The organism is Marinobacter fonticola, assembly GCF_008122265.1.
GTDB classification, from domain to species: Bacteria; Pseudomonadota; Gammaproteobacteria; order Pseudomonadales; family Oleiphilaceae; genus Marinobacter_A; species Marinobacter_A fonticola.
This window is the reverse complement of sequence record NZ_CP043042.1, coordinates 2,669,814-2,691,466: the sequence shown is the minus strand read 5'-3', so window position 1 is coordinate 2,691,466 and position 21,653 is coordinate 2,669,814. Positions and strand designations below refer to the sequence as shown.

Sequence of the window (21,653 nt, the reverse complement as noted above, 5' to 3'; positions counted from 1 at the left end):
AGAAAGGATCGGCTCTTGGTGTGCCGGTTCGATGCATAAAAGGAAGAGGTATGTCTGACTGGGATAATGATGGTAAAAGCAGTTGGGGTGGTTCGCAGGAGCAGCGTCCCGAGCCGGAGGCGAGCAAGGATGGCGCGTCTCGACCCGAGAGCCGCCGGGACTGGAAACTGATTGAGAAGTTGGTGATGTCCCTGCAGTCGGAGCAGCGTAAGAGTCGGCGCTGGGGCATATTCTTTAAGGTTCTGACGTTTGTTTATCTGTTTGCGCTGCTGTTCATGCTTAAAGCGCCGGTGGAAAGCGGGCTTGGCGATGCCGTCGGCGAACATACGGCGCTGATTGAAATCCGGGGGCCAATCGCGTCCGAGGAAGAGGCGAATGCCGACAGTATCGTCGGGGCGTTGCGAGACGCGTTCGAGGCGCCGGACGCCAAGGCTATCGTTTTGCGAATCAACAGTCCTGGCGGCAGTCCGGTGCAGTCCGGCTATATTAACGATGAGATCGAGCGCCTGCGCCAAGTGCATCCGGACAAGAAAGTCTACGCGGTTATTGCCGATATTGGTGCGTCGGGCGCTTACTACATTGCTGCGGCAGCCGACGAAATTTATGCCGATAAGGCGAGTCTGGTTGGCTCCATTGGCGTCGTTGCCGGTGGCTTCGGCTTTACCGGTTTAATGGATAAGGTGGGTGTCGATCGGCGGCTTTACACGTCGGGTGAGCACAAGGCGTTCCTGGACCCGTTTTCCCCGGAAGAGCCTGAGGAGGTCAGCTTCTGGAATGAAGTGCTCGACACCACGCATCAGCAGTTTATCGAGCAAGTTAGGGAAGGGCGGGGTGACCGCCTGAAAGACAGCAAGGAGTTGTTCAGCGGGCTGATCTGGACGGGAGAGCAGGCGCTCGGCCTGGGTCTGGTCGACGGACTGGGTAGCGCCAGCTATGTCGCTCGGGACATCATCGGCCAGGAGGATCTGGTGGACTACAGTCATCGCCCGTCACCGTTCAAACAGTTGATCGACGAACTCGGCGTTTCTGTAGGAAGCGGGCTCGCCAATGCGCTCATTCAGTCCCGCCTGGAGCTTCGGTAGGCGATCGACAACGGGTAGATTTTCTGTTCCTTAAGTAAATCTACCAGGGCAATGAGGGGCAGGCCCACCAGGCTATTGGGGTCGCGTCCCTCGAAACCCTTGAATAAGGCGATTCCCAGGCCCTCCATGCGGAAGCTGCCGGCGCAGTCGTAAGGCTGCTCCACGCTCAGGTACTGGTCGATATCCTCTTTCTCCAGAGTCCTGAAGTGCACGCGAAAGGGTTCGCAGACGCTCCAGGTGCTACCTGTGTCGGCGTCCATCAGCGCCAGGCCGGTCAGGAATAGCACGGACTGCCCGCTGCAGGCTGCCAACTGTTGGCAGGCTTTCTCGTGATTGCCGGGCTTCGCCAGTAAGGTGCCGTCCTCGAGTTGCGCGACCTGGTCTGAGCCGATGATCAAATGGCCCGGATAGCGGTCGGCCAGGGCGGTCGCTTTCTCCTCGGCCAGTCGTACCGCAAGCTCTTCGCCGTTTTCGCCGGGCTTCGGCGTTTCATCGATGTCCGGCGAGGCGCATGTGAATGGAATGTGCAAGCGCTCGAGTAGGGCCTTTCGGTAGGGGGACGAGGATGCGAGAAGCAGGGGTTTGGCGGTCACACTGAATCCTGTGGCTGATGGTTTCGTTGAGCATACCGGACGGTGCGGCCCGCTGAAATCCCCGTCCGCATCTGTGTAGTTGCCGAAATAACGCGCAGAACTCTTTGACAGGGGCCTGGCAGCACCCTAAAATTGCGCGCCTATGTCGAATGCCGAACTGCCCCGGACTATCGATCCCAATAAACTGGCGGAGCAAAATGCCCGTCTAGAAGGGGTCATTGCCTTACGCTCGCTATCCCGTTTCGCAGACATTCTGGTGGAATCGGATGGCGACGTCAGTGCTCATTTGCAGTTTGGGATGGACGCTGAAAGACGGCGTGTTGTTGAAGGCCGCCTGGAAGCACCGGTTGTACTGGAATGCCAGCGCTGCATGTCGCCCATGCATACGACACTGACCTCGGCGTTCACGCTGGGCTTGGTGATCGGTGATGAGCAGGCACGTCAGCTGCCGAGGGATCTGGAGCCGTTCCTGATGGATAATTTTCAGGCGGATCTCTGGCAGTTGGTAGAGGATGAGTTGTTGCTGGTTGTGCCACCTTACCCCCTGCACGAAAGGGAAGAGTGCCCGGCGTCGAGTACACTGGAAGCTTTTGAAGGCGAGGCGGACGAAGCGCCCGATTCAGAACCGGAACAGCGTGAGAATCCGTTCAGCGTGCTAGCGGAACTCAAAAAGAAAAAAGACGATCACTGATTGATGGGGCGATTCAGGCGTTAGATTTGCCAATCAGAGTCACTCATCAACAGTGCGTCACGGACCCGGTCGGCAACCCAACCGGTTTAGCCGACGACTTGTTATTTTTTAGCTCAGGAGTAAAACCATGGCTGTACAACAGAACCGTAAGACCCGCTCCAAGCGCGGCATGCGTCGTTCTCACGATGCGTTGAGCAAGCCTACGCTGTCAGTGGAGTCCACTACCGGTGAAGTGCATCGTCGTCACCACGTGTCTCCCGACGGTTTCTATCGTGGGAAGCAGGTGATTGAGTCCGGCGACGAGTAATCGTCCTGGCGCGGCCTGATTTTTGGGTCACTGTCTGAATGCACCACTGCATGATAGGTAAAGGGTGAACTCAATCACCATTGCCATAGATGCGATGAGCGGCGACCGCGGTCCCGCCGTCGCAGTCTCGGCAGCGCTTGACGCTGTGCGAGAAAACGAAGCCTTGAGCATCATTCTGGTTGGACAACAGAGTGAGCTTGAGGCTTCTCTGTTAGAGCCCCACCCTCGAATTCGGATTGTCGAAGCGGTCGACATCGTTCGGATGAACGAACGTCCGTCCCATGCCCTGCGGCATAAACAACACTCTTCGATGGCTGTCGCTTTGCGCCTGGTGCGCGACGGCGAAGCTCAAGGGTGTGTCAGTGCGGGCAATACCGGCGCGCTTATGGCCTTCGGGCGCTCGTTGTTGCGGATGTATCCGGGTATCGAGCGGCCGGCTATCGTCAAGTTGATTCCTTCCTTGCGTGGTCGCTGTCACGTGCTGGATCTGGGCGCTAACGTCGACGCCTCTGCTGAGAACCTATATCAGTATGCCTTGATGGGCTCGTTAATGGCCTCGGCAGTCAACAACTTGCAAGAGCCCCGGGTTGCGCTTCTCAATGTGGGCGAGGAGGAAATCAAGGGTAACGAGCAGGTCCGGCTCGCTTCGCATATGCTCGCCCAGGCCGAGAATCTCAATTACATTGGCTATGTCGAAGGTAGCGACCTTTTTCGCGACGTGGCCGACGTGGTGGTTTGCGACGGTTTCGTCGGCAATATCGCCCTGAAAACCGGCGAGGGCGTGGCGAGCATGTTGATGGAACTGCTCGACCAAACCTTTACCCGGACCCTCTACGGCCGCGTTGTCGGCTGGCTGGCGCGCCCGACCCTCACGCGCCTACTCAAGACCATCGATCCCTCTCGTCACAACGGCGCCAGCCTGCTTGGTTTGCAGGGCGTCGTCATCAAAAGCCATGGCAATGCCAACGAGCGGGCCATGCTTGCGGCTATCCGCCAGGCGGGTCGCGAAGTCAGTCTCGAAGTTCCTCGTCGTATCAACGAGCAGTTGGACGAATTGATGTTCTAGTGCACTGTTTGGTTAAGAACCGCCGGCGACACGCATTAGGTGGCGAATTAACTGGCAGATCCTTGTGTTAGAGGGCGCTAGTCTGAAGTTTCCTGAAAAGTATCAAGCTCCAGACCCGTGTTTTGAGGAGAAAAGGCTTGTACCATTGGCTAATCTTCTTAGGCAAGAAACAGGGGTAGACTGCGCGCTATGAAATCAGCATTTCTTTTCCCAGGTCAGGGATCGCAATCAGTAGGCATGCTTGCTGAAGCGTCGGAAGCTTGGCCGATCGTTGCACAGACATTCTCCGAGGCCTCGCAAGTGTTGGGCTTCGATCTTTGGTCTATTTGTCAGAATGGTCCTGAAGAGGAACTCAATGCCACTGCCGTGACCCAGCCGGCGTTGCTAGCCGCCAGTGTCGCTCTATGGCGCCAATGGTTTGTGGCAGGCGGCGATAGACCTGACTTCCTGGCAGGTCATAGCCTAGGCGAGTACAGTGCGCTGGTAGCGGCCGAAAGCCTTAACTTTTTTGATGCGGTCAAGTTGGTTCGTCTCCGGGGTGAGCTCATGCAGAGCGCCGTACCGGCAGGCAAGGGGCGCATGGCCGCCGTGCTGGGTCTTGAGGATGACGTGGTTATCGCAGCCTGCGAGGAGGCTGCCGCAGGCGAGGTCGTGGCTGCGGTCAATTTCAATTCCCCCGGCCAGGTGGTGATCGCCGGCAATGCATCCGCGGTGGACCGCGCCATCGAAATCTGTAAGGGTAAGGGTGCCAAGCGGGCGTTGCCGCTTCCGGTAAGCGTGCCCTCTCATTGTGAATTGATGCAGCCTGCGGCGGAGGAACTGGCAAAGGCTCTGGAAGACGTTAGTTTCAATGATGCTGTCATGCCGGTGGTGCAGAATGTCAACGCTGCACCGGAACAGGATCGCGATGCGCTCAAGCAGAATTTGCTGCGTCAGCTTTATTCTCCGGTCCAGTGGGCTGATTCTGTACGCTACCTGACGGAAGAGGACGTTTCGGTTGCAGTTGAATGTGGCGCTGGTAAGGTTCTCGCGGGCTTGGCTAAGCGTGTCGACCGAAATCTGACTACATTTGCTATAGATAATCCCGACGCTCTGCAAAAGGCCATCGACGGATTTTCCAAGTAAGCACTCGGGTCAAGTAAGCACTCAGGAGAAGGAAAGCGTTATGTCGCTTGAAGGCAAGGTAGCCCTGGTTACGGGTGCCAGTCGTGGAATCGGTCGCGCTATCGCTAGGGCCCTCGCAGCGCGAGGCGCTGAAGTCGTTGGCACGGCAACGACGCAGCATGGTGCCGATGCCATTACCGAAGACTTTAAATCCCGCAAAGAAAACGGTTACGGCCTGGTCATGGATGTCTCGGATGCCGCGAGTGTCGATGCCGGACTTAAGGCAATCGCGGAAAAATCCGGAGCGCCTCTGATCCTCGTTAATAACGCGGGTATTACCCGTGACAATCTGCTTATGCGGATGAAGGAAGATGACTGGGATGCGGTGATTGGCACAAATCTCAGTTCCGTCTTTCGCACCAGCAAAGTCGTGCTTCGAGGTATGGGCAAGGCGCGCTGGGGGCGGATCGTCAATATCAGCTCTGTAGTGGCCGGCATGGGCAATCCGGGCCAGGTCAACTACTGCGCCGCCAAGGCCGGAGTTGAGGGTATGACGCGTAGTCTTGCCAAAGAAATGGCGAATCGGGGTATCACGGTAAACTGCGTTGCGCCGGGATTTATTGATACGGATATGACAAAGAAACTGGACGATGGCCAGAGGGACGCTATGATGAGTGTCATTCCTGCCGGCCGTCTGGGAGAGCCTGAGGAGGTCGCTGCCGTCGTCGCATTCCTGGCATCGCCGGAAGCAGCCTACATTACAGGTGAATCGATTAACGTGAATGGTGGTATGTTCATGGGATAAAGTCTTGTTGTAATCCCTTGAACAACAAGCCTTTAGCTTCAAACCCTGCTTGTTTGCGGGTGGGGATTAAACTAAACTGCACGCAAATTTGTGCTTGGTTGCGATTTAAGTGAGGAAAATATGAGTACAGTCGAAGAGCGCGTAAAGAAGATTGTTTGCGAACAACTGGGCGTGAAGGAGTCTGAAGTTCAGAGCACATCTTCTTTCGTAGAGGATCTGGGCGCCGATTCACTGGACACCGTTGAGCTGGTTATGGCTCTCGAAGAGGAATTCGAGACCGAGATTCCCGATGAAGAAGCGGAGAAGCTCACCAGTGTCCAGGATGCGATCGACTACATTGTCGCGCATACCTGATACTCAGACCTGTTGAAAGCCAAGCGAAAGCCGTCCTTATTTAGGTAATTAAGGGCGGCTTTTTTGTTGGCGGCTGCGTGGTAGCCTGATCGAACTACGAGCGCGGGCTACCCTCTACCGCAAGTTTTTTATGTCATGAAAGCGTCACGCGGTTTTGCGATAAACCGCAGACCCCGTAAGCTGGGGCCCTAGTCTGATTGGTATTCGTTCTGGCGGTCGCATGGCCGGCTTCAACATGCCGGAAGCGACAATCATCCAAAGATAGCGTTGCCTGACCTCTGCAAATCAATAAAGATCACGCAACGGATGCACAACGATAGGTGAAGGAATAATGTCTGGACGACGTGTCGTAGTCACTGGTCTCGGTATGGTCTCTCCCGTAGGAAATGACGTGGCTTCATCCTGGGAGAGTGTCCTTGCCGGTCGAAGCGGCATCGGTCCGATTGAACGGTTCGATGCGTCGGATTTCAACACCCGGATCGGAGGTGCAATCAGAGAGCTCGACCTCGATCTGTACCTGAGTGCAAAAGATGCGCGCAAGATGGATGCCTTCATTCACTATGGCATCGCTGCGGCGTCTCAGGCTGTTAAAGATAGCGGTCTTGATGGTGATGGCGCCTGCGATCCGGAACGCGTGGGTATCGCTATCGGTTCCGGTATCGGTGGCCTCGAATTTATTGAGAGGAACGTCTTGACGCTGGCGGAGAAGGGGCCGAGAAAAGTGTCTCCTTTCTTCGTTCCGGCCTCGGTCGTTAATATGCTCGCCGGCAACGTGGCAATCAAGTTCGGCTTCAAGGGTCCGAACATTGCTATTACCACAGCCTGCACCACCGGCACCCACAATATTGGCTATGCGGCGCGGACCATTCAGTACGGCGACGCCGACGTGATGCTGGCGGGTGGCTCCGAGATGGCCACCACACCCACCGGTATTGCTGCTTTTGGCGCTGCCCGGGCATTGTCCACCCGCAACGACGAGCCGGAAAAGGCCAGCCGCCCGTGGGATAAGGGGCGTGACGGGTTTGTGCTGAGCGATGGCTCCGGGGTACTGGTACTCGAGGAGTTGGAACACGCCAAGCGCCGTGGTGCAACTATTTACGGTGAAGTGGTCGGTTTCGGTATGAGCGACGACGCGCACCATGTTACCGCGCCGTCCGGGGAAGGCGCCCAGCGCTCCATGCGCAATGCGCTCAAGGATGCGGGCATCGACCTCGCTGAAATTGGTTACATCAATGCCCATGGCACCTCCACGTCAGTGGGCGATGTGGCAGAAGTGGATGCTGTAAAAGCGGTCTTCGGTGATCACGCCCGCAAGTTGGCCATCTCCAGTACCAAGTCGATGACCGGCCATTTACTCGGCGCGGCCGGTGCCGTCGAGGCGATTTTCTCGTTGTTGGCGCTCCGGGACGGCGTGTTGCCACCGACCATCAATCTGGATGATCCGGAAGAGGGCTGTGATCTGGATTTCGTGCCCCACACGTCACGCAAGGCCACGATCACAGCGGCTCTATCGAACTCCTTTGGTTTCGGTGGCACTAACGGCACCCTGATTTTCCGTCGTCTCGAGGACTGAACGGCGCCGTGGCCGCCTGTATCTGGGCCGAAGAGCAATCGATTCCCGCTGACGATCGCGGGCTCGCCTATGGGGATGGTCTGTTCGAGACCATCCGCATTCGTAACCATCGCCCGACGCTTGTCGACTTTCATCTTCAGCGCTTACTCACTAGCGCTGAAAGGCTCGGTATACCCCTCGGCGCGGACACGCTCGCCCATGTTTTACATGAGGCGACGGAGCGTTACGGCGATTGCGGCGACTGGGTGCTCAAGCTCATTTTGACGCGTGGGACCGGCGGTCGTGGTTACCGGCCCGACGCGAACTGCAAGCCGCGGCTAATCGCGAGTCATCACCGATTGCCTCCGCAACCGCGCGGTGCGGTTGGCGTGACCATTTGTCCGCATCCGCTGGTGGTCGATCCGCTGGTTGCGGGTATGAAAACGTTAAACCGGCTGCCACAGGTTTTGGCTAGCCAGGCGATGCCGGACTGGGCCTACGAATCTTTGATGACCGACAGTTCGGGGGGGCTTTTGGAAGGCACACGAACCAACGTGTTTGCGCGGGTTGCCGGTGTCTGGGTTACCCCACCAGCCTCGGTATTAGCGGTTGCCGGCGTGGCACGCCAAGCCATCATTGACTACCTGGATGGCCAGGAAGAAACAGTCGACTATCGACCCATAACCCAGGTGGACCTGCAGCACTGGGACTTTGACGGTTTGTTGTTGACCAACAGCGTCGTCGGTGCCATTGCCATTGAACAAATCAACGATACCCGGTTGCCTATGGGCCCCAGCCTTGCCAAAATTCGGTCCTTTCTTGCTGAAGCCGTTGGTTCCTGATCTTGCTTAAACGAATTCTACTTGTTTCCGTTCTCGGGCTTGTCCTGCTTCTCAGTGGCTCCGCTCTCTGGCTATGGCAGGGATTAAAGACCCTCGAAGAGCCTGCTGCACTGACGGAACCGCTATTGTTCGATGTCGAGCCGGGGAGTGCATTCAATACCGTCGCTGGCAAGCTGGAGCGTCAGGGGCTGATTGAGGATGCTCTATGGCTGAAGGTTTGGAGCCGCCTGAATTCCGAGCGGAATCTGATCAAAGCGGGCACCTACGAGTTCATACCCGGCGAGACACCCATGGCCATGATCGACAAAATGGTGCGGGGAGAGACGAAAACCTGGTCTGTGCAATTCATCGAGGGTTGGCGGTTCAGTGAGCTACGGGCGGCCCTGGCGACTCAGGACCATCTGGAGTTGCTAACCACGGACATGACCGATACCGAGATCATGGCGCGCCTGGGTAAGCCCGAGCAACATCCGGAGGGGCGTTTCTTTCCGGATACGTACGTATTTACCGGTAATCAAACCGACCTGGATATCCTGCGCCGGGCCTATCAGCGCATGGAATCCATTTTGGCGGAAGAGTGGGCGAGCAGGGCGCAAGACGTGCCGTACGAGACGCCCTATGAAGCGCTGGTTATGGCGTCGATCGTCGAGAAAGAAACGGGCGTGCCTCACGAGCGCGGTCAGATAGCGGGTGTATTCGTTAGGCGAATACAAAAAGGGATGCGGCTGCAAACCGATCCCACCGTTATCTATGGGCTGGGCGACGACTACGACGGCAACATCACGCGCAAGCACTTGCGTACGACGACGCCCTACAACACGTACCGTATTTCCGGCTTGCCGCCGACACCCATTGCTTTGCCGGGCCGCGATGCGATCCATGCGGCACTTCATCCCGAGCCAGGGGAGTCGCTCTATTTCGTGGCTCGCGGCGATGGCTCGCACGTGTTTTCAAAAACGTTTGAAGAGCATCAGAAGGCGGTGCGGGAGTATCAGCTGCGTCGCCGGTCCGATTATCGTTCGGCGCCCCAGGCGCAGTAGGCCTGAAAAGGCCGCATTTCAGCGGAGTTCTATGAAACGCGGATATCTGATTACGTTCGAAGGGACCGAGGGCGTCGGCAAATCGACCCAGCTCGGACATGCAGAGAGCTGGCTCAAGTCCCGGGATATAGACGTGGTCGTAACTCGCGAGCCGGGCGGTACGCCGCTGGCGGAAGATATTCGCGAGCTGCTGCTTTGCCCCAGGGATGAATCGGTGAACGACGTGGCCGAGCTGTTGTTGATTTTCGCCGCCCGGGCTCAGCACCTCAATAACTTCATCCTGCCGCAGATACAGGCGGGTCGCTGGGTTCTGTGCGATCGTTTCACGGACGCGACTTACGCTTATCAGGGCGGCGGGCGCGGTGTTTCGCACGAGCGGATTTCCGTACTGGAAAACCTGGTTCAGGGGCCGCTGCGGCCTGATCATGTGATCTTGCTGGACGCGCCGGTCGAGGTGGGGATGGCTCGAGCCAAGAAGCGTGGCGAATTGGATCGCTTCGAGCGTGAAACCGTGGCGTTTTTCGAGCGAATTCGCAGCACCTACCTTGAGCGTGCGGCACAATGGCCTGAACGCTACCATACCCTCGATGCTGCTCAGCCGCTGGCTGCCGTTAGCGATCAGTTGTCCTGCGCATTGCAAGCCATTCTCGATATCCATGCCACCGAGGCTTAAGAGCGATTGGAGAGCTTTGCCCCTCGGCTGTGCGGCTTCCAACCCTGGCGTCGCGACGTTGACTGACTAGTGCACGGTCTGCCGGCCCCATCCGCCGTCTCCTGTGTTACCCAGCCCCTCCATGTCTTAATCCAGGCTCCTTAAAGCAGTGGGGTGACACCTGGCCTGCCTAACCGATCATAGATTGTCTGCTACGCTTTTGAGGTGGTTAAACGATAAACGTTTTACGCATCCATCGGCGTCTGCGTGGAGTTCTAGTATATGAGCGTCAGAAACGGGTGCATGAACGCTAATAATCTATTTCAAAGACACGTGCATCAAAGCGAATGAACAAGGGGTGTCGCAAACCCTTGAATCGGTTGGCGGTCGGCCCGGACCTCAAGGCGTTGGGCATGCAGTCCGTGGGGTGCGCATCGGAAGCACGGAGGGCAGGTTATGTCCAAAGCCATCGTCGTCTGCTGTGACGGAACCTGGAACAAGCCGGAAATCGATGCCGGCAAGGGGGAACCGTCCAATATTCTAAAGTGCGTCAGGGCGTTGAAAGCGCACTCCGGTCGCCGTGACCAGGTCGTTTACTATGACGGTGAGGTAGGTACGGCTGGAAGAACCCGGCGTTGGCTTACCGGCGCGTTCGGTATGGGTCTTTCGACCAATCTGTTGCAGGCCTATCGGTTCATTGCCAATAATTGGGCGCCCAGTGACGATATCTACCTTCTGGGTTTCAGTCGTGGCGCTTACACCGTGCGTAGTCTGGCGGGCTTCATTCATGTGATGGGCCTAATGCCCAAGTCGGAAATGAAACATCTGCCGCAAGCTTATCAGTGGTACCGGGCGGAGCCGGGCAATGCCCGTGACACGCTGCCCCAGGCAGCTTTGATGGACGAATTACGTCAGGCCAGCCGGCGGATTCCCATACGTTTCCTCGGCGTTTTCGATACCGTGGGCGCACTGGGTATCCCCATGCCCGGTCTAAGGCGGCTGTCGCGTCGCTGGGTGGGTTTCCACGATACGCAGCTATGCGATTCCGTATCCTACGCTGTGCAGGCCTTGGCCATAGACGAGCGCCGCGCGCCGTTCCAGCCTGCTCTGTGGACCCATGCGGACAATGCAGACGAACACCGGCAAGACACCGTCTCTCACCGTACACTCCAAGTTTGGCTACCGGGCGTTCATGGCGATGTGGGTGGCGGCTATCCAAGTACCGGCCTATCTGACCTGGCATTGCAATTCATGATTGCCCAGGCCAACCAACACGGTTTGGAATGGCAGCTGGGGGGTAACTTCCGGACCGCTCCCGAAGAGCGTATCAGTGCGCCGTTGAACGATAGTTTCAGTTGGGCTTACCGCGCTTTTGGCGAGTACCGTCGACCCATCGGCGGTATCCAACGAAACTTTCTGGGACTGGAGCGTTCGGTCAGCGAGAAGGTGCATATCTCGGCGACGGATCGGTTGAAGGCCGACGGATTGTTCGGTAACCGGCGCAACCTTGAGGAGGCGCTCGAAGAGGGCACACCGGTCTTCCACGAGCGCCGGCACTTGCGACTGATTGTTCCGGAAGCGCTTGCCGTGGCGGACATGCCGAATGTGGGTGAGGTATGCACGCTCGTGGATATGTCGGAATCCGGAGCCCGCCTACGCTATAGCGGCAGCGGGGTGGTTAGCGAGGGCGCTTCGCTGCGGTTACGCCATCCACGCATCGGCGACCGCACAGCGCGGGTCAGATGGTGCGTGGGTAGTGAAGTCGGAGTGGAATTTGCTGCTTAGTTGGCCGCGGGAGCTCGGATGAATAGCTTCCGATAATGTGTTTAAATAAGCGACAATTCCAGTGATGGCCACCACTACACCTCATATGCTTAACGCCAGAGTTCTGAAATTGCCGAAAAATGCGGCTCACCACGCCCACGAACATCATCAAGTGGTGATTGGCCTGCAGGGTAGCTCGGGACTCGCCGGGCAGGGGTGGGAAGTGGGTCTGGACAACCGTCGTGCCTGTTTCGTGCCCACTGAAACGCGGCACGATTACTTCGGCAACGACATTAATCATGTGCTGGTGATTGACCTGGATGTCTCGGCGCCGGCTTTGTCCAATCCCCGGCATCACGATTACGACCATCTGGCTCCCTTGTTTGACCGGCCTCAGCATCTGGAGATGGACAACCGGCTGCAGAACCTGATTCACCTGTGTGCGGCGGAGCTTCACCAAGCTCCGGACAACCGCTCACTGCACGAACACTTCGCCACCGGCATCGTCCACTGTCTTTCCCATCGCCTCAGCGGCAATCGCATACTTCGGCGTCGGCCTCAGACTTTTAATACCGAAGTGCTCCGGCATTATGTGCGCGAGCATTTACATCGGAAGATCACGGTTAAGGATCTGGCCCGCGAAGCTTGCCTCAGTGTCAGTCGTTTTCATGAAACCTTTCGAGAGATGACCGGCATGAGTCCTCACCAATACATCATCCACGCCCGGCTGGATCGCGCGATCGAACTTCTCCGGCAGCCGCGTCTTTCCCTTGCGGAAATCAGTTTACGTACCGGGTTTTCCAGCCAGGGCGCACTGACCAACGCCATGAAGAAACACCGTGGCGTTACCCCGTCAGCGTTGCGTTAATACCCGTAACACTCGTTCCTTTGCTTGATTTGGATTTCTAGGTTGAGGTGAGGAAGTGTAGTTTTTCGCAAAAAATCCGTAGTTTTTTGCAAGCGACCGATCTCTCATGGCACTACATTAGCGTGATGTTCGGCATTTTATTAACGTTGCTTCATCCTGAGTTCGGTATTTCGGCCATACTGGGGTGACGCTAATGCATGTCATTAAGCCTTCGGCGTCGTCGATATGACGGGGGAGACAGTCTAGATGGTTGAAAACAATATCGGGGTCAGTGCGACCTTTGTGGTTTATATTCTGCTGATGCTGGCCATCGGCTACATCGCTTACAAACGTACATCAAATCTTTCCGATTATATTCTCGGTGGCCGCAGCCTCGGACCGCTACCGTCGGCATTGAGTGCCGGCGCATCGGATATGAGTGGATGGCTACTTCTGGGGCTGCCGGGCTATGCCTACGCCGCCGGCTACGAAGCAATCTGGATAGCGGTTGGCCTCCTGGTCGGAACCTGGCTCAACTGGCTGATCGTGGCCCGCCGTTTGCGGAACTATTCTCTGGCGGCCGGTGATTCGCTGACGCTGCCGTCTTATTTCGAGAACCGCTTTGAAGACAAGTCCCGGGCATTACGGGTGATTTCGGCTTTCTTTATCTTGCTGTTCTTTTTGTTTTATACCAGCTCCGGCCTGGTTGCCGGGGGAAAGCTTTTCGAAACGGTGTTTGGGCTCGATTACTCCACAGCCGTCATCATCGGTACCCTGGCGGTGGTGTCCTACACCTTTTTCGGCGGTTTCCTGGCTGTAGCCTGGACCGATGTTGTCCAGGGCCTGCTAATGTTCGCCGCTTTGCTCCTGGTGCCGATCCTGGCCATCACTGCCGATGGCGGCTGGTCCGCAACTCAGGCGGCGATGGACGCCAAAAACCCCGAGTTCCTGAGTGCCTTTACCGGGGCAGACGGCAATGCGCTCGGCTTTCTAGCGATCCTCTCGCTGCTGGGCTGGGGGCTGGGCTATTTCGGCCAGCCGCATATTTTGGCCCGCTTCAAGGCTATCCGTAGTGCAGACGATATCCCAACCGCGCGCCGTATCGCCGTGATCTGGAGTGGTTTTGGTTTGCTGGGTGCGCTGCTCGTAGGCTTTTCCGCGATCGGCTATTTCGAAACGCCACTGGAAGATGGAGAGCGCGCCTTTATGTTGCTGGTCGATGCGCTGTTCCATCCGATTATTGCCGGCATACTGTTGGCCGCGATCCTGGCAGCTATCATGAGTACGGCGGATTCCCAGCTGCTGGTGTCTTCGTCCGCGCTTGCCGAGGATTTCTACAAAGCCCTATTCCGCCGGGATGCATCTCAGAGTGAATTGGTCTGGGTAGGGCGCTTCGCGGTGGTCGGTATCGCCATTGTGGCCTGCATGCTGGCCTTTGACCCTGACAGCCAGGTGCTGGAACTGGTGTCCTATGCCTGGGCCGGCTTCGGCGCGGCCTTCGGTCCGGCATTGATCCTGTCGCTGTTCTGGAAGCGCATGACGCGCCTGGGTGCGCTGGCCGGTATCGTCGTCGGCGGTGTAACGGTCGTGATCTGGGGCAACATCTCGGGCGGTATTTTCGAGCTATACGAGATCATCCCAGGCTTCATTCTGGCGGCTATCGCCATCGTGGTGGTTTCCCTGGCGACACCGGAGCCGTCCAAGACGATCCAGGATGGCTTCGATAAAGTCGTGGGTCGCTGAGCGGTTAGCGGAAGAACGGCTTAGCGCTTGTGAAGCCGGTTTTAAATTGAATGATCGCGATTTGTGAGGGGTGCCGTTGGCACCCCTTTTCTATAGGCCATTTCGCCGAATAGCCTTCGCCATGTCTACTTATGTCTTAGTGTTGAAAATGGCAGCGGCTCCAGTTTGTGTCTATTCTCAACTTCTGTGTCGTTGCCAGATAAAGCGTACAGACCTCTCAAACGGCCGAAACAAGAAAACCTATAACAATATCGTCTACCAAGGAGGCAGGGGAAGATCATGAAAAGAAGACACGGGAAAAGCATGGATAAGCGCCACTTTATAAAGAGCGCTATGGGCTTGGCTGCGGCAGTCGTACTTGGGTTCAATACGTCGGCATACGCCCAGGAAAGCAATTACGTCATGGGCACCGCGACGACGGGCGGAACCTACTACCCCGTGGGTGTTGCTTTATCCACGCTGATCAAGGTCAAGCTTGAACCTTCGACGGGCATTTCCGTCTCCGCTATCAGTTCTGCCGGATCGGGTGAGAACCTCAAGTTGATGGACGAAGGCCAGGCCCAGTTCGGTATTCTCCAGGGGCTATACGGCGCCTGGGCATGGAAAGGTACCGGCCCGGTCCCCAAGGCCTATAGGAACCTGCGCTCGGTATCGATGTTGTGGCAGAACGTGGAGCACTTCGTGATTCGCGCCGGGATGGCTGAAAGCGGCACGATGTCGGATATGGAAAACCTGTACGGCGAGACGTTCTCGATCGGCGCGCGCAATTCGGGCACCGAGGGCTCCGGCCGCTACATCCTAGGGGCGCTCGGCATTGATCTGGAAAAGGTGGACATAGCTTACCTGGGGTATGGACCCAGTGCCGATGCCTTGCAGAACGGCAACATCGACGGCATGAATATACCGGCTGGCGTCCCGGCTTCGGCCGTGACGCGGGCCTACGCCAACATGGGCAAAGAAATCACCACGCTCAACGTCACTGACGAGCAGCTCGAACAGGTCAACAGCGAATTCGATTTGTGGTCGCCTTACACCATTCCGGCTGAAACCTACCCCAACCAGGCGGAACCGATCAACACGATCGCTCAGCCTAATATCCTGGCGGTGCGGGCGGATTTGCCGGAAGAGGACGTCTATCAAATCGTCAAGACCATGTATGCCAATCTACCGTTCCTGAACAACATCCATCCGGCCACCAAGGCCATGGCGCTGGAAAAGGCGATAGCCGGTTTGCCGATGCCGTTGCATCCTGGCGCTGCGCGATTCTATCGGGAAAAAGGACTGGAAATTCCGGACCGGTTGATTGCCGAGTAACACTGGATATTTCCATCCACCTAAGGAACCTCTGATTAAGTCTATTGGCGATTCTGCAAGCCTTGAGGGCTTTTCTGGCAAGGCGCGGATCGCCGGCAATGGCGGTAGTCCTTGCCAAGATTCGCAACGCAGTCCAGAAAGGCCCTCAAGGCTTGCCCAAAGGGGCTCTCCCTGAAAGCCGGACTGCTGCGTTGCGACTTCTTAAAAGGCAACCAGCCTTCCTGCGAAGCCGCGCCTTGATTCCGGCTTTCAGGGAGAGCCAGAATCGCCAATAGACTTAATCAGAGGTTCCTAATACCGGGGCCGGCATTTGCTGGCCCCTTCTGATTGGGGTTCCCCGTGAGTAAAACTGAGCAAAGGTCCGCTCGACCAGAGAGCAGCGATCTTGATAACGACGGCCCGGATAAGAATGCCGCTCTGGAAAAAATTCGTGATGAAAGCAGTACCGAGGCGCCCGAACGGCTTGAACATCCGATTATAGGCCGCAGTATTTTTCTATTGGCGATTGCCATCGCCGTCAGTCACCTCTATTTCAATACCTTCTCGACCTTGTCGGAATTATGGACGTCGGCGCTTCATTTTGGACTGTTCGGGCTCCTGTGCTCGTTGACGATGCCGATGGTACGCACGCAAAAGGTAGGCTCCCAGCGTTTGGTTTTAGGCGTCGATCTACTATTGGGGTTCGCCGCGCTGGCATGCGCCCTCTACCTGATCGGGTTTGAGGATGCCCTGTACGCCCGGGGGGTAACCTTCTCTACCTTGGACTGGATTGTATCCATCACCGCCGTACTCTTGATCCTCGAGTTTGCCCGGCGCACCACCGGCTGGTTTATCCCGGTGCTATGTATCGTCGCGCTGACTTATGTCGCGTGGTGGGGCAAATATGTTGATGGAATATTTAATTTCCCCGGCTTGAGTTGGGAGACGGTGCTGTTCCGCTCTTACATTGGCGGGCAGGGTATGCTCGGATCGATAGCCAGGATTTCATGGACTTACGTGTTTATGTTCATCCTGTTTGGCGCCTTTTTGGTGAAGTCCGGGGCGGGCGACTTCATTATCGACCTGGCTCGTTGCGCGGCTGGGCGTTTTGTCGGCGGGCCGGGCTTCGTCGCTGTCTTCTCCTCGGGCCTCATGGGGTCGGTATCGGGCTCTAGTGTCGCCAACACGGTGTCTACCGGGGTGATTACGATCCCGCTTATGCGTAAGGCTGGCTTTCCGGCGCGTTTTGCCGCCGGTGTCGAGGCCGCCGCGTCGACCGGTGGCCAGCTTATGCCGCCGGTTATGGGCGCGGGGGCGTTCATCATGGCCTCCTATACCCAGGTTTCGTACCTTACGATTATTGGCGTTGCGGCATTGCCCGCCTTGCTGTACTTCCTTTCGGTAGGCATGTTTGTGCGTGTCGAGGCGAAGCGCAGCCACGCAGTCAAACTGGAAGAAGAGTACACGCCAACGCTAAAGGAGGTGCTGAAAGGCGGCTGGCACTACCTGTTGCCGCTGGTGGTTCTGGTGGCGGCATTGATTTACGGCTTCACGCCAACCTACGCGGCGGGTATTGCGATTCTCTCGGTGATCGCCGCTTCCTGGCTTTCAGCCAAACCGATGAAGCCTGTGGATATCCTCGACGCTATGGCGCTGGGGACCCGCAACATTATCACCACGGCGATTCTTCTGATCACGGTGGGCCTGATCGTCATGGTCGTCTCGACGACCGGTATCGGCAACACCTTCTCGCTGATGATCACCGATTGGGCCGGCGGCAGCCTGCTGGTGACGATTGTTCTTGTGGCTCTGGCCTCGTTGATCCTCGGTATGGGGCTGCCGGTAACGGCGGCCTATATCGTTCTGGCGACACTTTCGGCACCGGCCATCTACAACCTGATTGCACAGAGCCAGCTGCTCGACCTGATGATCAGCGGCAATCTGCCGGAGCAGGCCAAAGCGGTGTTCATGCTGGCGGCGCCGGATCAGGTGCAATTGCTCAATGCGCCGATGGATAAAGCCATAGCGGCGGAGATGCTGGCGGCGGTGCCGGATACGTTCAGTTCGCAACTGCTGGATCAGGCGCTATCACCCCACGCCATCACCATGGCGCTGGTATCTGCCCATATGATTATTTTCTGGCTCTCCCAGGATTCCAATGTCACGCCGCCGGTGTGTCTTACCGCATTCGCGGCTGCGGCCATTGCCGGTACGCCGCAAATGCGCACAGGCTTTACCGCCTGGAAGCTGGCTAAAGGCCTCTATATCGTGCCGTTGTTGTTTGCCTATTCGCCGTTGATCTCCGGCGACCTGGTCGAGATGCTTCGCGTCTTCATCTTCGGCTTGTTCGGCATTTACGCCATCATTGCCGGTCTCGAAGGTTTTCTTGAGCATCGTCTCGGCTGGCCTTTGCGTCTGCTCATGTTCCCGGTCGGCGCATTCATGCTCTGGCCTCACGGCATGCTTTGGATCGACTGTGCGGGGCTGGTGATTTTCTTGGGATTGCTGGTCTGGAGCGGCCGCAAGGGAAAGCGGGTGCCCGCAACCGTTTGACGTGATTGTTCCGACAGGGAGGTGTGCCGGCGAATGAGTGTCGTAGAGATTGGAGCGCTGGTGCTCATCGGCGGCGTAGCGGGCTTCATCAATGTGCTTTCGGCAGGCGGTTCGATGCTGACCTTGCCGCTGCTGATGTTCCTCGGGTTGCCGCCCCAGGTAGCCAATGGCACAAACCGGGTAGCCATCACACTACAGAGCGTGACCGCCGTTGGCAGCTTCTTCCGTGGCGGCCAGGGCAATTTCGCGATCAGTATGCGCTTGGCGATCCCGGCGGTGCTTGGCTCGCTGCTGGGCGCCTGGATCGCCACCTGGGTTTCCTCGACGATCTTCGAATTCGTGCTGGTCGCGGCAATGATCGGCGCGTCGATTTTCATGTTGCTGCCGCAGCCCACCTTGAACACCCGGCCGTTGACGCCGGACCGGCTCGGGGCCGCAGTGTACCTGGCCATGTTCTTTATTGGTCTGTATGGCGGTTTTATCCAGGTCGGTGTGGGAGCATTGTTCATCGTTGTACTTTATCGCATGCTCAAGATCGATCTGCGCCAGGTCAACGTTCTCAAGGTGGCGATTATCCTGATATACACCTTGCCGGCCCTGGCCATTTTTGCCGTCAACGATCAGGTTCGGTGGGGGACCGGTCTGTTGCTGGCCGTGGGTAACATCACCGGAGCGATTTTGGCGGTCAAAGTGAATATGGGGCCCAAGGGCGCCGAATGGATCAAATGGCTGACGTTGATCATGGTCGCGGCCATTCTGATCCGTTTGATTGTCTATTGAACCGTAAAGTGGGAAGGAGACTGTGGAGGTGAGCGCACTATGAAAGCGATGGTTATAGAAGAATTTGGCGGGCCGGAGGTCTTTGTCGAGCGTGAGGTGGAGACGCCGGAGCCGCAGGCCGGTCAGGTGCGTATCCGCGTTGTAGCCTCGAGCGTCAATCCCATTGAAACCAAGATCCGTTCCGGCTTCGTTCGGTCCGGTCCCGAGATGCCGGCCATTCTCAACGGCGATGTTGCCGGGATTGTCGATAAGGTAGGGCCGGGCGTGTCCCGTTTTGCCGAAGGCGATGCCGTGTTCGGCTGTGCCGGCGGGGTGAAGGGCTGGCAGGGCGCGTTGGCGGATTTCATGGTTGCTGACGAGCGGCTATTGGCGAAGCATACGCCGAAGATGGCTGTGCCGCTGGAGCAGTGTGCAGCCCTGCCGCTGGTTTTCCTTACGGCCTGGACCGCATTGGCGGACCGCGCAGCGCTGACGGAGGGTGAGCAGGTGTTGATTCATGCCGGGTCTGGCGGCGTCGGGCATGTGGCGGTGCAAATTGCCCGGCACCTGGGCGCCCGTGTCGCCACAACGGTATCCACCGAAGAGAAGGCTCAGTTGGCCGAATCGCTGGGTGCGGATGACATTATCTATTACCGTGACGAATCGGTTGAGCACTATGTATCCCGGCTGACCGGCGGTCGTGGTTTCGATCTGGTGTTCGACACCGTAGGCGGTGATAACCTGGATCGAGCGATAGAGGCCACGGGTATTTCCCGTCGGCTCTGTTCGATCAATACTCGTTCAACACATGACCTGTCTCAACTGCATGCCAAGAATCTGTCTTTGCACGTGATCTTCCGGTCCGTTCCTCTGTTGCACGGTATAGGTATGGATGACCAGCCACGATTGCTGGACGCTCTCGCCGCAATGCTGGAAAACCACGCGGTAAAACCGTTGCTGGATAGTAAAACCTTCACGTTTGGGGATATTTCCGCCGCCCACCAACGGCTTGAAGCCGGGGAAGCAACCGGCAAGATTCTTTTGCTCAGATGACCGAACGTTAATCCCGAGTTGATTATTATTCCAGCAAGGTGATTCGCATCCTGCTGATTTGGCTGTTAGTCTTTAGTTCGAGAGCCTTCAAGCCGTTCCCGAAGGCTCGGACCCACACGGATTAGCGGGTTTACCTCGGTGGAGATTATGGAGCAGCCTGTTACTGCGATGATCGCTGAATACTGGGCCGTCGGTCTCTTCGTGTTTGCCGTCCTGGCTCTTTGCGCCTTTATGATCGGTGCCTCTATGTTGCTGGGCGGCCGTAGCCAAGGTCGCAGCAAAGATATTCCCTTCGAATCGGGTGTCATTGGCACCGGTTCCGCCAGACAACGCTTTTCCGTCAAGTTCTATCTAGTCGCGATGCTGTTCGTGATCTTCGATATCGAGGCCGTTTTTCTGTTTGCCTGGGCCGTTTCAGTTCGCGAAGTGGGTTGGGCCGGTTTCTGGGGCGCCGCCATCTTCATTTTCATCCTGCTGGCAGGGCTGTTGTACGACAGTCGTGTCGGTGCACTGGACTGGGCGCCCAAAGGCCGTAAGCCGCCAGCGAATGGCTCCCACTGAATGGCTTGCGCTTTTCTTCGAAGGCACTGTTTTTTGAGGGCACTTTTTTGAAGGCGTTTCGAAGTTTCGAAGGCGGCAACCATGAACGGTAATCCATGGATCTGAATGCGGTCCGAATGAGAACACCAGAAAGCCAGAAAGAAAAAACAAGAAAGATAAGAAGTAAGGAGTCCGGAAGTTACCGACTGAGGGAGAGAACGTACATGTCATACACCCTGACGCGGGCCGATGACGCCGTAGCCGCCGACACCGACCGTTACCCGCTGGGCCAGCGCCGCAAGGTGGAGGACCCCATCAAGCGTCAACTTGAGCGCAACGTCTTCACAGGCAAGCTGGAGGATGTGCTCAATTCGGCCGTTAACTGGGGCCGTAAGAATTCTCTCTGGCCCTACAATTTCGGCCTCTCCTGTTGTTACGTGGAAATGACCACAGCCTTCACTGCGCCCCACGATATTGCCCGCTTTGGCGCCGAGGTCATTCGCGCCTCCCCGCGGCAGGCGGACTTCATGGTCATTGCCGGTACTTGCTTCATAAAGATGGCGCCGGTAATCCAGCAACTATATGACCAAATGCTTGAGCCCAAGTGGGTTATCTCTATGGGTTCCTGCGCAAATTCAGGCGGCATGTACGATATTTACTCGGTCGTGCAGGGCGTCGATAAATTCCTGCCGGTGGACGTATACGTCCCGGGTTGCCCGCCGCGTCCCGAGGCGTTCCTACAAGGTTTGCAGCTCCTGCAGGACTCCATCGGCGAGGAGCGCCGCCCGCTGTCTTGGGTGGTGGGCGACCAAGGTGTCTACCAGGCGGAGATGCCGTCACAGCGTTTGAAACATAGGGATCGCCGTATTCAGGCGACGGAGTTGCGTAGTCCCGACAGCCTATAACCGTATCCGTGCCGTATAGAAGGATGATGTTCTGTATTCAGAACAGCATGCCGTGGGTTGTGTACGGATATGAAACAGGCGGTTCCTGGTCATTCATCCTCATCTGAG

At 57.1% G+C, this 21,653-nt stretch carries 21 protein-coding genes; 20 read left to right on the top strand and 1 reads right to left on the bottom strand.

The genetic code is table 11. The features are described from left to right. Positions 1-50 precede the first annotated feature (50 nt). Positions 51-1,082, top strand: a complete 1,032-nt coding sequence (sppA, locus tag FXO11_RS11915) for a signal peptide peptidase SppA (RefSeq protein WP_148863177.1) — start codon at positions 51-53, stop codon at positions 1,080-1,082. Here sppA and FXO11_RS11910 read toward each other — a convergent pair. Continuing rightward, on the bottom strand, positions 1,058-1,675 hold the full coding sequence (locus FXO11_RS11910) for a Maf family protein (protein ID WP_148863176.1): 618 nt from the start codon (positions 1,673-1,675) through the stop codon (positions 1,058-1,060). The genes sppA and FXO11_RS11910 overlap by 25 nt on opposite strands. A 142-nt stretch (positions 1,676-1,817) precedes the next feature. Between FXO11_RS11910 and FXO11_RS11905 the strand changes: the two genes are divergently transcribed. The 19 genes from FXO11_RS11905 to FXO11_RS11815 all read left to right on the top strand — a co-directional run bounded on the left by FXO11_RS11905 (position 1,818) and on the right by FXO11_RS11815 (position 21,545). After that, positions 1,818-2,366 carry a YceD family protein gene (locus tag FXO11_RS11905; protein ID WP_148863175.1) on the top strand — a complete coding sequence of 183 codons (549 nt, stop codon included), beginning with the start codon at positions 1,818-1,820 and terminating at the stop codon, positions 2,364-2,366. 127 nt (positions 2,367-2,493) lie between these two features. Then, positions 2,494-2,673, top strand: a complete 180-nt coding sequence (rpmF, locus tag FXO11_RS11900) for a 50S ribosomal protein L32 (RefSeq protein WP_148863174.1) — start codon at positions 2,494-2,496, stop codon at positions 2,671-2,673. 94 nt (positions 2,674-2,767) lie between these two features. Next, on the top strand, positions 2,768-3,739 hold the full coding sequence (gene plsX / locus FXO11_RS11895; protein ID WP_264766227.1) for a phosphate acyltransferase PlsX: 972 nt from the start codon (positions 2,768-2,770) through the stop codon (positions 3,737-3,739). 189 nt (positions 3,740-3,928) lie between these two features. After that, positions 3,929-4,864 carry an ACP S-malonyltransferase gene (gene fabD, locus FXO11_RS11890; protein ID WP_148863172.1) on the top strand — a complete coding sequence of 312 codons (936 nt, stop codon included), beginning with the start codon at positions 3,929-3,931 and terminating at the stop codon, positions 4,862-4,864. A 40-nt stretch (positions 4,865-4,904) separates the two neighbouring features. After that, positions 4,905-5,648, top strand: a complete 744-nt coding sequence (gene fabG, locus FXO11_RS11885) for a 3-oxoacyl-ACP reductase FabG (RefSeq protein WP_148863171.1) — start codon at positions 4,905-4,907, stop codon at positions 5,646-5,648. A 120-nt stretch (positions 5,649-5,768) separates the two neighbouring features. Then, a complete protein-coding gene (gene acpP / locus FXO11_RS11880) occupies positions 5,769-6,002 on the top strand; it encodes an acyl carrier protein (RefSeq protein WP_004581833.1) in 234 nt (77 codons plus the stop codon). Between the two features lie 331 nt (positions 6,003-6,333). Continuing rightward, entirely contained in the window at positions 6,334-7,575 is a 1,242-nt protein-coding gene (gene fabF / locus FXO11_RS11875; protein ID WP_148863170.1) for a beta-ketoacyl-ACP synthase II, read from the top strand. Positions 7,576-7,583: 8 nt separating this feature from the next. Further along, a complete protein-coding gene (gene pabC, locus FXO11_RS11870; protein WP_168203163.1) occupies positions 7,584-8,396 on the top strand; it encodes an aminodeoxychorismate lyase in 813 nt (270 codons plus the stop codon). Between the two features lie 2 nt (positions 8,397-8,398). Continuing rightward, positions 8,399-9,436, top strand: coding sequence for an endolytic transglycosylase MltG (gene mltG, locus FXO11_RS11865; protein WP_227545880.1), 1,038 nt, complete (start codon positions 8,399-8,401; stop codon positions 9,434-9,436). 31 nt (positions 9,437-9,467) lie between these two features. Beyond that, a complete protein-coding gene (gene tmk, locus FXO11_RS11860) occupies positions 9,468-10,109 on the top strand; it encodes a dTMP kinase (protein ID WP_148863167.1) in 642 nt (213 codons plus the stop codon). 435 nt (positions 10,110-10,544) lie between these two features. Next, on the top strand, positions 10,545-11,873 hold the full coding sequence (locus FXO11_RS11855) for a phospholipase effector Tle1 domain-containing protein (RefSeq protein ID WP_148863166.1): 1,329 nt from the start codon (positions 10,545-10,547) through the stop codon (positions 11,871-11,873). 109 nt (positions 11,874-11,982) lie between these two features. After that, entirely contained in the window at positions 11,983-12,720 is a 738-nt protein-coding gene (locus FXO11_RS11850; protein WP_227545878.1) for an AraC family transcriptional regulator, read from the top strand. Positions 12,721-12,966: 246 nt separating this feature from the next. Beyond that, positions 12,967-14,442 carry a sodium/proline symporter PutP gene (putP, locus tag FXO11_RS11845; RefSeq protein WP_148863165.1) on the top strand — a complete coding sequence of 492 codons (1,476 nt, stop codon included), beginning with the start codon at positions 12,967-12,969 and terminating at the stop codon, positions 14,440-14,442. A gap of 279 nt (positions 14,443-14,721) precedes the next feature. Beyond that, entirely contained in the window at positions 14,722-15,756 is a 1,035-nt protein-coding gene (locus FXO11_RS11840) for a TAXI family TRAP transporter solute-binding subunit (RefSeq protein WP_227545876.1), read from the top strand. A gap of 339 nt (positions 15,757-16,095) precedes the next feature. After that, positions 16,096-18,288 (top strand): TRAP transporter permease, encoded by a 2,193-nt coding sequence (locus FXO11_RS11835; RefSeq protein ID WP_227545875.1) that lies wholly within the window; start codon positions 16,096-16,098, stop codon positions 18,286-18,288. A gap of 33 nt (positions 18,289-18,321) precedes the next feature. Continuing rightward, positions 18,322-19,068: a sulfite exporter TauE/SafE family protein gene (locus FXO11_RS11830; protein ID WP_148863164.1), complete on the top strand. Its 747-nt coding sequence runs from the start codon at positions 18,322-18,324 to the stop codon at positions 19,066-19,068. Between the two features lie 39 nt (positions 19,069-19,107). Then, entirely contained in the window at positions 19,108-20,100 is a 993-nt protein-coding gene (locus FXO11_RS11825) for a zinc-dependent alcohol dehydrogenase family protein (RefSeq protein WP_148863163.1), read from the top strand. 147 nt (positions 20,101-20,247) lie between these two features. Further along, positions 20,248-20,661 carry an NADH-quinone oxidoreductase subunit A gene (gene ndhC, locus FXO11_RS11820; RefSeq protein ID WP_148863162.1) on the top strand — a complete coding sequence of 138 codons (414 nt, stop codon included), beginning with the start codon at positions 20,248-20,250 and terminating at the stop codon, positions 20,659-20,661. A 203-nt stretch (positions 20,662-20,864) separates the two neighbouring features. Beyond that, positions 20,865-21,545: a NuoB/complex I 20 kDa subunit family protein gene (locus tag FXO11_RS11815; protein ID WP_148863161.1), complete on the top strand. Its 681-nt coding sequence runs from the start codon at positions 20,865-20,867 to the stop codon at positions 21,543-21,545. Positions 21,546-21,653: the final 108 nt, after the last annotated feature.

Coding starts and splice junctions, on each gene's coding strand:
- FXO11_RS11855 (WP_148863166.1), top strand. CDS start 10,545: ATGTCCAAAGCCATCGTCGTCTGCTGTGACGGAACCTGGAACAAGCCG.
- sppA (WP_148863177.1), top strand. CDS start 51: ATGTCTGACTGGGATAATGATGGTAAAAGCAGTTGGGGTGGTTCGCAG.
- fabG (WP_148863171.1), top strand. CDS start 4,905: ATGTCGCTTGAAGGCAAGGTAGCCCTGGTTACGGGTGCCAGTCGTGGA.
- tmk (WP_148863167.1), top strand. CDS start 9,468: ATGAAACGCGGATATCTGATTACGTTCGAAGGGACCGAGGGCGTCGGC.
- fabD (WP_148863172.1), top strand. CDS start 3,929: ATGAAATCAGCATTTCTTTTCCCAGGTCAGGGATCGCAATCAGTAGGC.
- FXO11_RS11825 (WP_148863163.1), top strand. CDS start 19,108: ATGAAAGCGATGGTTATAGAAGAATTTGGCGGGCCGGAGGTCTTTGTC.
- FXO11_RS11840 (WP_227545876.1), top strand. CDS start 14,722: ATGAAAAGAAGACACGGGAAAAGCATGGATAAGCGCCACTTTATAAAG.
- acpP (WP_004581833.1), top strand. CDS start 5,769: ATGAGTACAGTCGAAGAGCGCGTAAAGAAGATTGTTTGCGAACAACTG.
- putP (WP_148863165.1), top strand. CDS start 12,967: ATGGTTGAAAACAATATCGGGGTCAGTGCGACCTTTGTGGTTTATATT.
- FXO11_RS11815 (WP_148863161.1), top strand. CDS start 20,865: ATGTCATACACCCTGACGCGGGCCGATGACGCCGTAGCCGCCGACACC.
- FXO11_RS11830 (WP_148863164.1), top strand. CDS start 18,322: ATGAGTGTCGTAGAGATTGGAGCGCTGGTGCTCATCGGCGGCGTAGCG.
- FXO11_RS11905 (WP_148863175.1), top strand. CDS start 1,818: ATGTCGAATGCCGAACTGCCCCGGACTATCGATCCCAATAAACTGGCG.
- fabF (WP_148863170.1), top strand. CDS start 6,334: ATGTCTGGACGACGTGTCGTAGTCACTGGTCTCGGTATGGTCTCTCCC.
- rpmF (WP_148863174.1), top strand. CDS start 2,494: ATGGCTGTACAACAGAACCGTAAGACCCGCTCCAAGCGCGGCATGCGT.
- plsX (WP_264766227.1), top strand. CDS start 2,768: ATGAGCGGCGACCGCGGTCCCGCCGTCGCAGTCTCGGCAGCGCTTGAC.
- ndhC (WP_148863162.1), top strand. CDS start 20,248: ATGGAGCAGCCTGTTACTGCGATGATCGCTGAATACTGGGCCGTCGGT.